We start from the raw sequence: 11,400 nt of genomic DNA, 5'->3' as shown, positions 1-11,400 counted from the left end.
TTATAGCCCGGAAACGACGGGGCGCTAAGCTTGTCGGAAAACAAAAAGGCCGAGAACCTTCCGATTCTCGGCCTTCCTTGGTAGCGGGGCATGGATTTGAACCATGGACCTCTGGGTTATGAGCCCAGCGAGCTACCGAGCTGCTCCACCCCGCGTCGGCTTGTCTTTCTGACAGCTCTATCTACGATACTGAGGGATTGAAAAAAGTCAATCAGGTTGGTTTCTTCGGCGTGTCGCCAGTGGGAGGTGATGCATCGCCCATGGGATGTGCCGCGCGTGGGACGTATCGCGCGTAGAGGGGACGTATCGCGCGTAGAGGGGACGTGCCGCGTGTGAAGTGGCGTCGCGTGTAGGGAGTTGGTGCCGCACTGAGGACCATACTGCGCGTGGCGCGCGCCAACCCTGAGGAACATATCATGCATGGAGCGTGGCACGCCGACCATGCGGGGTGTCATACCGCGCTGTCCTGTCGCGTAACGCGTCATAAGCGGAATCTATGTGGTCCGCCGCATAAAACGGCATCCTCGGCGTGCGGCATATCCACGATTCCACCATAATGAAAACATGCCTATTAAGATTCCCAGTGGCCTGCCGGCCCGTGCCATCCTCGATTCGGAGCGCATCTTCGCCCTCGAGAAGCCCGAAGCTGAGCGTCAGCGTGTGCGTCCGCTCAAACTGGTGATCTTGAATCTTATGCCCAAGAAGATCGAGACCGAAACACAGCTTCTTCGCCTCATCTCCAAGAGCCCGCTGCAGGTGGAGGTCGATTTCATGAAGACCTCCACGCATGAGTCCACGCATGTCTCCGCTGACCATCTGGTGAAGTTCTATGAAACGCTCGATGCGTTCAAGGACAACTATTACGATGGTTTCGTCGTGACCGGCGCACCGGTGGAGCATCTGCCTTTCGAACAGGTGGACTACTGGGAGGAATTCAAGACCATCCTCGACTGGGCCTCCACTCATGTGTTCTCCACCATGTACCTGTGCTGGGGCGCCATGGGTGCGCTGTATTACCGTTACGGTGTGCGCAAGGAGGATTATCCGCAGAAGGTCTTCGGCGTATTCCCGCAGTACCTGCAGGATGAATACTGCTTCCTCACCAACGGCTTTGACGAGATCGCGTTGCAGCCGCATTCCCGCCTCGCCGGTGTGAGTGAGGATGATCTGAAGGCGCATGAGGAGGACCTGCAGGTGCTGACCTGGGGTCCGCAATCCGGGCCGGGGCTGGTGGCCACGCGCGATTTCTCCGAGGTCTTCGCGCTAGGCCACTGGGAATACGGCAAATACACGCTCGCCGAGGAATACGAGCGCGATATGGCCAAGGGGCTCACCAATGTGCCGTTCCCCCAAAACTACTTCCCACATGACGATCCCTCGCTGGAGCCGCTGTTCAGTTGGCGCGCACATGGCAACCTGTTGTGGCGCAACTGGCTGAACTGGGTGTATCAGACCACGCCGTATGACTTGTCTGAAGTGCCTCAGTTGCGGGCGGAGAAGAAACTCGGCACCGATCGCTCGATTCGTCACGAACCGGGCAGTCCGCGTAAAGACGGCTTCGCGCCGTTCGAGCATGATGGATACGGGGTTATTCCTCGGCGCTGATTTCGCGATCGGTCTGCTGGTTTGTCGGTATGTCGGGGTCTGACTGCCGGTAAGATTGCCGGCAATGGTGCCTGGTGCCTTGGTCTGTATGAGCCTATGTGCCGCCCCTTTGTAGCGGCTACGCGACGCAGTGACCACGACTTGGATACCACTCTGTTCGATATATGGACAAAGGTGTGATCAAAACTCGGCAATATTGAGGTGCCCGTCTAATAGCGCCGAGTATGATAACAAAGTGGTAAAACCCTTATGGCAGTAGGGCTTACAATGGACACGCCAAGCGGGCATTGACTTTGTCCGATGTGAGGCCAATAATCGCATTTCAGTCATTCGGGGTTGAATGCCAAGCGCCAACTCCGGTTCCCGCCTGGCCGGTCCCGCAGTGGAGAGTGGAAGTAACCGATACGTCACATTTGCTCGCTCCGCTGGTCTAAACTGACATCTGACAACAGAAGAAGCAGGAGGCGTGAGAATGAACGAAGCCCTTTTGAACGGGGTGGCATTGGCCGCCGACGGCCCGGAATTCCCGACCGTCGACGACTTCCTTCTTCCTCAGATCATTTTTCCGGGGACTCCGTTCGCCATGGATCGCATCATCATGGTGCGCGTGATCGCCACCGTGATCATGCTGGTGATTCTGGGTGTTTCGGCGGCTCGTGCCAAGCTGATTCCAGGTCGTTGGCAGGGCGCCGTGGAATGGGTCATCGAATTCGTGCGTGACCAGATCGTCTATCAGGTGATGGGCAAGGAGCGCGGACAGCGTTATCTGCCGATGATCACCACTATGTTCTTCACCATTCTGGTGTTCAACCTGTGCGGCATCATCCCGGGCTTCAACATCGCCGCTACGGCCACCATCACCATGCCGCTGGTCTTCGCCGGCTGGTGCTTTGTCCAGTACTGGATCGCAGGTGCGCGTGAGAAGGGTCTGGGCCACTTCCTCAAGGACGAGCTCTTCCCCAAGGGCGTGCCCGCTCCGATCTACATTCTGCTGACCCCGATTCAGATTCTCGAGCTTCTGGTGATTCGTCCAGTCTCCCTGACCCTGCGACTCTTCGCCAACATGGTCGCCGGCCATATCACTGTGGCCGTCTGCCTTGCCGCCACCCAGTGGTTCCTTATCGAGATTCCGAACAAGCTGTGGTCCATCCTCGGCGTCGGCACGCTTGCCGCCGGCCTGATCATGACCCTGTTCGAGATATTGGTCGCGGCTCTGCAAGCATTCATCTTTGCCATGTTGACCACTGCATACATCAACATGAGCTACCCGGAGGGCGAGTGATCAGCCGCTCGGCGGTGTTCGCTCAAGCTCCCCGGAACATAGTTTTTCCAAGATTTCCTTCGTACTGAAGAAAAACCAGAAAGGACAAACCCATGGATATCATCACCCTCGCTGAGGTCGCTGGTAATCTCAACGCAATCGGCTACGGCCTTGCCGCCATCGGCCCTGGCATCGGTCTGGGCATCCTGATCGGCAAGACCATCGAAGGCACCGCTCGTCAGCCTGAGCTCGGCGGCCGTCTGCAGACCCTGATGTTCCTGGGTCTTGCATTCGTCGAGATTCTGGCCCTCCTCGGTCTGGTGGCCGGCTTCATCTTCCAGTGATTCATCACCGTTGCCGTGTTCGGTTCGCATGAATCGCGGATCGATGCGGGTCGACGGAAGAATGAATGATCAGGAAATGAAGCAATGAAAGGAGAACGACAATGACTTTAGCGGAGCAGAACGGTGTGAATCTGTTCATCCCCAAGGTCTACGACATCGTATGGTCGCTGATTATCCTTGCAATCATCGCGGTGTTCTTCTACAAGTTCTTCATGCCGAAGTTCCAGGCTGTGTTCGATGAGCGTACCGCCAAGATCGAAGGTGGCATCGCAAAGGCTGAGCAGGCCCAGAAGGACGCCAACGAGGCGAAGGCTAAGTATGAGGCCCAACTGAGCCAGGCTCGCGTCGAGGCTGCCAAGATTCGTGATGACGCCCGCGCCGAAGCATCGCATATCGTTGCCGACGCACGTTCGCGTGCCGAATCCGAGGCCGCGCAGATCACCGCCAATGCTCAGCGCTCACTGGAATCCCAGCAGCAGCAGGCCATGGTCTCGCTCAAGGGCGAGGTCGGCGCGCTTGCCACTGCCTTGGCCGGAAAGATCCTCGGTGCCAAGCTCGAAGACAGCGCTGTGCAGTCTTCGATGATCGACTCGATGATCAACGACCTGGATGCCAAGAAGTGATTGTGAACATCGTCAGGAACATCCGTAACCAGAAAGGGAGGTGACCATGCGAGGAGAGGCATCCCGTATAGCAGACCGCGAGTCGCGTGATTCGCTCGCCCCGAAGCTGCGTGACACCCGTGAGGATGCATGGCGTATCGGCAACGAACTGTTCAAGATCACCAGCGTGCTTGACCACACGCTTCCTCTCGAACGGGCGTTGACGGATCCTTCCCGCCCTGTGGCCGATAAGGTCGCAGTACTCAACGAGCTGTTCCAGGGCAATGAGCACCCGATGACGATGGAGATCATGACTGATCTGGTCGCCCGTCGTTGGAGCCGTGCCCGAGACATCGCCAACGCTGTGGAAGATTTCGGCGTGGACGCCATGATGTATTACGCTGACGCCACTGACTCGACGTTGCAGGTATCCATCGAGCTGTCGCAGTTGCATTCCGCACTGCTGACCCTGCCGGTGGTGCGCGCCAAGCTGTATGACGATCAGGCCACCAGCGAATCCCGCGTGAAGCTGTTCCGTGAGGTATTCGATGGCAAGGGTCTCAACAAGATTACGATGAGGCTTGCCGAACACGCCACCTGCAATCTTCGCCGCCGCCGCTATCTGGAGACCATCCAGTGGCTGATCAACAAGTTCTCGCGTCATATGGGTGAGTCGATGGTCACGGTGACCACCGCCACGCCACTGACGAAGGAACAGGTCGATCGTCTGACGGACATTTACTCGGCGAAGGCCGGACGCCCGGTCCACATCAATTCCGTGGTGGATCCGAGCGTGCTCGGAGGCATGCGCATTCAGGTCGGCGACGAAGTCACGGACAATACCGTGGTCGCGCAGTTGCAGAACCTGCACCGCACCGTGAAAGCGGGCACCAACTGAGCGGATGGGGAACGGCCTACTGCCTTCCCTGCCGTTCAGCGGAACACAAGCAAAGACTTGACTGAACAATAACCAACAATAAGGAGTGATCATGGCAGAACTGACCATCGATCCCGCCTCGATTCGCAAGGCCTTGGACGACTTTGTGTCGTCCTACCAGCCGAGCGACACCCCCACTCAGGAAGTGGGATATGTCGCCACGGCCGGTGATGGCATTGCCCACGTGACGGGGTTGCCTGGTTGCATGGCCAATGAGCTGCTGACGTTCGAAGACGGCACGCTCGGCCTGGCGTTCAACCTTGACGCCCGTGAGATCGGCGTGGTGATTCTCGGCGATTTCGCTGGAATCGAGGAAGGCCAGGAAGTGCGTCGCACGGGCGAAGTGCTCTCCGTGCCTGTCGGCGACGGTTACCTCGGCCGCGTCGTTGATCCGCTGGGTAAGCCGATTGACGGCCTTGGCGAGATCAAGAGCGAAGGCCGCCGTATCCTTGAAGCCCAGGCTCCGGATGTGATGCACCGTCACCCGGTCGACGAGCCGCTGTCCACTGGCCTCAAGGCCATCGACGCAATGACGCCGATCGGCCGCGGCCAGCGCCAGCTCATCATCGGCGACCGCCAGACCGGTAAGACCGCCATCGCGATCGATACCATCATCAACCAGAAGGCGAACTGGGAATCCGGCGACCCGAAGAAGCAGGTGCGCTGCATCTACGTGGCTGTCGGCCAGAAGGGCTCCACCATCGCTTCGGTGAAGCAGAGCCTGGAGGACGCCGGTGCCATGGAGTACACCACCATCGTGGCATCCCCGGCATCCGATTCCGCAGGTTTCAAGTACATCGCCCCGTACACCGGTTCGGCCATCGGCCAGCACTGGATGTACAACGGCAAGCATGTGCTGATCGTCTTCGATGATTTGTCCAAGCAGGCTGAAGCCTATCGTTCGATCTCCCTGCTGCTTCGTCGCCCGCCGGGGCGTGAAGCCTACCCGGGTGATGTGTTCTACCTGCACTCCCGTCTGCTCGAACGCTGCGCTAAGGTCTCCGATGATCTCGGTGGTGGTTCCATGACGGGTCTGCCGATCGTCGAGACCAAGGCGAACGATGTGTCCGCCTATATCCCGACCAACGTGATCTCCATCACCGACGGTCAGATCTTCCTGCAGTCCGATCTGTTCAACGCCAACCAGCGTCCTGCAGTGGACGTCGGTATCTCCGTCTCCCGAGTCGGCGGCGCGGCACAGACCAAGGCTCTCAAGAAGGTCTCCGGCACGCTGAAGATCTCCCTGGCACAGTACCGTTCGCTGGAATCCTTCGCCATGTTCGCGTCCGATCTGGATGCGGCTTCCAAGGCCCAGCTGACCCGTGGCGCCCACCTGACCGAGCTGTTGAAGCAGCCGCAGTTCCACCCGTACTCCATGGAGCAGGAAGTCGTGTCCGTCTGGACCGGCACCCATGGCAAGCTCGATGACCTCGAGCTCGCCGATGTGCTTCCGTTCGAGCAGGGTCTGCTGGACTACCTCGACCACAACACCGATATCCTCAAGACCATCCGCGACACCGAGGACTTCACTGCCGACACCGAGGCTGCCCTCGCCAAGGCCGTGGACGCCTTCCGCGCCACCTTCGTCACCTCCGCCGGCAAGCCGCTGGTCGAGAAGAAGCCTGACGTTTCCAAGGCAGCCCCGGTCGAGCAGGAAAAGATCGTGGCGGGAGAGAAGTAAGCCATGGGCTCGCAACTCGCATTGAAATCACGCATCCACTCCACTGAATCGTTGGAGAAGATCTTCAACGCACAGGAGATGATCGCGTCTTCGCATATCGCCAAGGCCCGTGATGTGGCTTTGAACGCGAAGCCGTACACCGATGCGATTTTCGATGCCGTGCAAGCGTTGGTGGCGCACACCCATATCACGCATCCGATCGCGATGAAGGGCGAGAACAACCCGCGAGTGGCTGTTCTCGCCCTCACCTCGGATCGTGGCATGGCCGGCCCGTACACCTCTTCGATTATCCGTGAAACGGAATCGCTGCTGGCCCGCCTCGAGGCGGATGGCAAGCAGCCGGAGCTGTTCGTGTACGGGCGTCGTGGTTCGACGTACTACAAGTACCGCAACCGCGACGTGGCGGCCACATGGGAAGGTGACACCGACCAGCCCGGCGTCGAGATCGCCGAGACGATCTCCAATACGTTGATGGACGCCTATATGAAACCGGCGGAGAAGGGTGGAGTCTCCGAACTCTACATCGTCTACACCGAGTTCATCAACATGGTGGTCCAGAAGGTTCGCGTGCTGCGCATGCTGCCGGTGGAGATCGTGGAGAACGAGGCCAAGGTTCCGGACCCGGAGAACGAGCCTGCGGCAGAGGATATCTCCCCGCTGTATTCGTTCGAGCCGAGTCTGGACGAGGTGCTGGATGCCATTCTGCCGAAGTACATCCAATCCCGTATCCATGAGTGCCTGCTGACCGCAGCGGCCTCCGAGACCGCCAGCCGTCAGAACGCCATGCACACGGCAACGGACAACGCACGTAATCTGGTCGATGACCTCACCCGCAAGCTCAACGCTTCGCGTCAGGCCTCGATCACCCAGGAACTTACCGAAATCATCGGCAGCGCTGACGCGCTGAACACAAAGGAAGAGTAGGAACGCACTATGGCTGAGAATCAGACCACTGTGGCTTCCGAGACCAACGGCGAGCCGGTTCACGGACGCGTCACCCGAGTCCAGGGTTCGGTTATCGACGTTGAGTTCCCGGTCGGCCACATGCCCGACATCTACAACGCCCTGCACGTGACCATCGTCAACACGGGCGCCAAGGAGGAAGGCGAAGCCAAGTCGACCGAGATCACTCTCGAGGTCGAACAGCACCTCGGTGACTCCACCGTGCGCTGCGTGGCACTGAAGCCGACCGACGGCCTGGTGCGTGGCGCATCCGTGTACGACACCGGTGCCCCGATTTCCGTGCCGGTCGGCGATGTGACCAAGGGCCACGTCTTCGACGTGTCCGGAAATATCCTCAACAAGAAGCCGGATGAGCAGGTCACCGTTACCGAGCGTTGGCCCATCCACCGCAACCCGCCGGCCTTCGACCAGCTGGAGTCCAAGACCCAGATGTTCGAGACGGGCATCAAGGTCATCGATCTGCTGACCCCGTACGTGCAGGGCGGCAAGATCGGTCTGTTCGGTGGTGCAGGCGTGGGCAAGACCGTGCTGATTCAGGAAATGATTCAGCGTGTGGCTCAGAACCACGGCGGTGTGTCCGTGTTCGCCGGCGTCGGCGAGCGTACCCGTGAGGGTAACGATTTGATCGGCGAGATGGACGAAGCCGGCGTGCTTGAGAAGACCGCTCTGGTCTTCGGCCAGATGGATGAGCAGCCGGGCACCCGTCTGCGTGTCCCGCTGACCGCACTGACCATGGCAGAGTACTTCCGTGACGTGCAGAACCAGGACGTGCTGCTGTTCATCGACAACATCTTCCGTTTCACGCAGGCCGGTTCCGAGGTGTCCACACTGCTGGGCCGTATGCCTTCCGCCGTGGGTTACCAGCCGAACCTGGCCGACGAGATGGGTGCTTTGCAGGAGCGCATCACCTCCACGCGAGGCCACTCCATCACCTCGCTGCAGGCCATCTACGTGCCGGCCGATGATTACACCGACCCGGCCCCGGCCACGACCTTCGCTCACTTGGATGCGACCACCGAGCTTTCCCGTGACATCGCTTCCAAGGGTATCTACCCGGCTGTGGACCCGCTGAGCTCCACTTCGCGAATCCTCGATCCGCGTTACGTCGGCCAGGCCCACTATGAGTGCGCCAACCGCGTCAAGGCGATTCTGCAGCGTAACAAGGAGCTGCAGGACATCATCGCCCTGATCGGTATCGACGAGCTCTCCGAAGAGGACAAGACCACCGTGAACCGTGCTCGTCGCATCGAGCAGTTCCTCGGCCAGAACTTCTACGTGGCCGAGAAGTTCACCGGTCGTCCGGGTTCCTACGTGCCGGCCGACGAGACCATCGAGGCCTTCACCCGCATCTGCGACGGCGTGTATGACGACGTCCCGGAGCAGGCTTTCTCCGGCATCGGTGGCATCGACGATCTCGAGAAGAAGTGGCACGACATGCAGAAGGAACTTGGTGAGTGATGGCTGAATCGGAAAAAACCACGATGAAGGTGAACATCGTCGCTGCCGACCACCCGGTGTGGCACGGCGATGCGGCGAGCGTGACCATCCCCGCTTCCGAAGGCGGTATGGGCATCCTGCCGAGCCATGAGCCTGTGCTCACGGTCATCAAGCAGGGTACGCTCACCGTGGTTGAGCCCGATGGCGATCGCCATATGTTCGAAGTGACCGACGGATTCATCTCCTTCGACTCGAACAAGCTCACCGTGGCGGTTGAGCGCGGTCGTGATGTGCAGTACTCCAGCACGGAGGCCTGAGCTGCACCGATAGCGCGATCACACAATCGCAATGGCTCTCTCTGGGATTCCAGAGAGAGCCATTGTTGTATAAGTCGCGGGACGCAAAAGAAAAAATCCCCATAACTGCAGTTGCATCCCTCGATTTTGGAGCAAAACCGTCGATAATCGCCAATGCCTATTGGCACGCAGTGGGATACAAGTGCGGAATCATGCTTTATGCATTTGCGTCCCGCAATCACGCAATCACGCGCCGTACCACAGTGCCGCAACGCAGGAAAAGACTCGTTTCCATGATGTTGTGGCACGAACGCGCGCCGCGAGACGGCCACATTACCCCTAGAACAGACGCAGGGAATCGTCCTCGGTGCCTTTCATCTCGTCATAGTCGAGGATCAGGCACGTGAAGCCACGATCCTTGGCCAGCACCTGGGCCTGTGGCGTGATAGTTTGCGCGGCGAAGATGCCGTGCACAGGGGCAAGCAGTGGATCACGATTGAGCAGGTCGCAGTATCGCGTCAATTGCTCGACGCCATCGATGCCGCCATGACGTTTGATCTCCACGGCCACATGCTCGCCATCCGCATTGATCGCCATGATGTCCACCGGACCGATGGCGGTGGGATATTCGCGGCGGACCAGTTTCGCGCCTTTGCCGATGCGTTCGATCTGTTCGGCGAGATAGCGCTGCAGATGATCCTCCACACCGTCCTTGATTAATCCCGGATCCTCGCCCAAATCGTATGTCTGGTCGGAGTACACGTGGTACAGCGTGACTTCGAGCACGTCCGACCCTTTGTCGGCAGTGACACGCAGTACTTTTTCGGGAATGTCGTTCTCGTTGACAGAGCCTTCGTCGACAGAGTCGGTGTCGGCTGGCGTCATTTCGCGAATGGTGCAGGGGGCGGTCATCCAATTAAGCGGTTTATAGGATCCCAGTTCGGAGAAAATCAGCAGACTGGAGTCGGCCTTGATGAGCAGCACCCGCTTGGCCAGCGGCAATGAGGCGTTGAGACGGCCGGAGTATTCGGCAGCACAGTCGGCAACAATGATTCGCATAAGCCACCACTGTAATGCAATGCATGGCGATTGTTATGGGTGGAGAGGGGACGCCGCACAGAAGCATCGACATCGACTTATGTTTCGCTCCACTTTCCCATACAACAATGGGGCGAAACATAAGCCACTGTTGTCAATGACTTATGTTTCGCCCCATTCCATACGCGATTCACGGCGTACGAGGCAATCAGTACGCGGCGAGGATGTCGATCACGAACACCAGCGTGGAGTTGCCCGGAATCGTGTCCCCGGAGCCATCGGCGCCGTAACCCAAGTCCGGCGGAATCACGAGCAGCACCTGCGAGCCGACGGTCTGACCGATCAGCCCCTGCTTCCATCCGGAGATGATCTGGCCGCTGGCCGACAGGTCGGCGTCGAACGTGGTGTTCTTGTCCCACGAGGAGTCGAACTGCTTGCCATTCGTAAGCCAGCCGGTGTACTTGACCACGGCGGTATCCGAATCGGTCAGGGTCTTGCCGGAACCCTTGATGAGCGTCTGCGTCACCAGACTGTCCACAGAACCCTGACCGTTCATATCGATGGAGGGCTTGCCATCCTTGGCTCGCGTCACCTTCGGCAGGTTGGCGGGCACGTCCTTGACCTCCTCGCCAGTGGCCTTTTCGAGATCCTTGGACTTGGAGACGAACGTCATCGCTAGGATGTACGAGTAGCCGGACGAGTCGTTGTCATTGACGCCGAAACCGATGGTGGTGTTGATCTTCGCGCCCTTGATCTGGTCGTAGTAGGTGGAGGAGAGTTTCGAGGAGCTCACCACCAGCGAGCAGTCGGGCGTGTTCTTGGTCCAGGTGTCCATGAGCTCGGTGCCGTCCTTGACATTCAGGGCTATGCCCTGGGCGCATACGCGATCGCCTTCCTCGATGGTCTCGCCATCACCTTTCTGCAGCACCACATAGGAGCCGTCGGAGACGGTCATCGGAGTGTTGAAGGAAATCGTCGGCTTCTCGCCGAGTTTGCCGGTGGCGGTCACGCCGGCGATCTGCCTCGCGGACGAGGATGCCGAGGAATCGTTGGAATTCTTGGAATCGGAAGAATCGGAAGAGCTGGAGGAGCCTGAACATGCGGCCAGTGAAATGCACATGACCAGTGAGCATGCCAGCGCTGCGGCTTTGGACAGCGGGCGGAATTGAGACTTACGCATGGCTCACCAGAGTACCGTCAAACCCTGATTTTTTCGTTCGCCGGCAACGGCTCAGA

Annotated in this window: 11 protein-coding genes and 1 tRNA gene; 9 read left to right on the top strand and 3 right to left on the bottom strand. The window is 59.0% G+C overall.

All coding sequences use genetic code 11. The features are described 5' to 3' along the window. Positions 1-78: 78 nt before the first annotated feature. Positions 79-155: transfer RNA gene (locus BW09_RS01825), tRNA-Met, on the bottom strand. A gap of 409 nt (positions 156-564) precedes the next feature. Here BW09_RS01825 and metA point away from each other — a divergent pair. The 9 genes from metA (at position 565) to BW09_RS01780 (ending at position 9,147) form a co-directional block, all read left to right on the top strand. Further along, positions 565-1,605, top strand: coding sequence for a homoserine O-succinyltransferase (gene metA, locus BW09_RS01820; RefSeq protein ID WP_044089383.1), 1,041 nt, complete (start codon positions 565-567; stop codon positions 1,603-1,605). A gap of 472 nt (positions 1,606-2,077) precedes the next feature. After that, entirely contained in the window at positions 2,078-2,887 is an 810-nt protein-coding gene (atpB, locus tag BW09_RS01815) for a F0F1 ATP synthase subunit A (protein ID WP_044089384.1), read from the top strand. Positions 2,888-2,979: 92 nt separating this feature from the next. Further along, a complete protein-coding gene (atpE, locus tag BW09_RS01810) occupies positions 2,980-3,210 on the top strand; it encodes an ATP synthase F0 subunit C (RefSeq protein ID WP_033890625.1) in 231 nt (76 codons plus the stop codon). Positions 3,211-3,311: 101 nt separating this feature from the next. After that, on the top strand, positions 3,312-3,833 hold the full coding sequence (locus BW09_RS01805; RefSeq protein WP_044089385.1) for a F0F1 ATP synthase subunit B: 522 nt from the start codon (positions 3,312-3,314) through the stop codon (positions 3,831-3,833). Between the two features lie 46 nt (positions 3,834-3,879). Next, positions 3,880-4,710, top strand: coding sequence for a F0F1 ATP synthase subunit delta (locus BW09_RS01800; RefSeq protein WP_044089386.1), 831 nt, complete (start codon positions 3,880-3,882; stop codon positions 4,708-4,710). Between the two features lie 91 nt (positions 4,711-4,801). Then, positions 4,802-6,430 (top strand): F0F1 ATP synthase subunit alpha, encoded by a 1,629-nt coding sequence (gene atpA, locus BW09_RS01795; RefSeq protein ID WP_044089387.1) that lies wholly within the window; start codon positions 4,802-4,804, stop codon positions 6,428-6,430. A gap of 3 nt (positions 6,431-6,433) precedes the next feature. Further along, a complete protein-coding gene (locus tag BW09_RS01790) occupies positions 6,434-7,354 on the top strand; it encodes a F0F1 ATP synthase subunit gamma (protein WP_044089388.1) in 921 nt (306 codons plus the stop codon). Between the two features lie 9 nt (positions 7,355-7,363). Continuing rightward, the gene (gene atpD, locus BW09_RS01785; protein ID WP_044089389.1) at positions 7,364-8,851 is read left to right on the top strand and encodes a F0F1 ATP synthase subunit beta; all 1,488 of its coding nucleotides are present in this window, start codon (positions 7,364-7,366) and stop codon (positions 8,849-8,851) included. Next, positions 8,851-9,147 (top strand): F0F1 ATP synthase subunit epsilon, encoded by a 297-nt coding sequence (locus BW09_RS01780; protein WP_044089390.1) that lies wholly within the window; start codon positions 8,851-8,853, stop codon positions 9,145-9,147. The genes atpD and BW09_RS01780 overlap by 1 nt, the downstream gene beginning before the upstream one ends. 318 nt (positions 9,148-9,465) lie before the next feature. On the opposite strand, the gene nucS is transcribed toward BW09_RS01780, so the two are convergent. Together nucS and BW09_RS01770 are read right to left on the bottom strand one after the other, a co-directional pair. Then, a complete protein-coding gene (nucS, locus tag BW09_RS01775; protein ID WP_140462837.1) occupies positions 9,466-10,185 on the bottom strand; it encodes an endonuclease NucS in 720 nt (239 codons plus the stop codon). Between the two features lie 187 nt (positions 10,186-10,372). Next, entirely contained in the window at positions 10,373-11,344 is a 972-nt protein-coding gene (locus tag BW09_RS01770; RefSeq protein WP_140462836.1) for an FKBP-type peptidyl-prolyl cis-trans isomerase, read from the bottom strand. Positions 11,345-11,400 lie beyond the last annotated feature (56 nt).

The organism is Bifidobacterium sp. UTCIF-1 (assembly GCF_006408915.1).
In the GTDB taxonomy this organism is placed as follows: domain Bacteria; phylum Actinomycetota; class Actinomycetes; order Actinomycetales; family Bifidobacteriaceae; genus Bifidobacterium; species Bifidobacterium reuteri.
The sequence above is the reverse complement of the archived record's forward strand: the minus strand, read 5'-3'. Positions and strand labels throughout refer to the sequence as shown.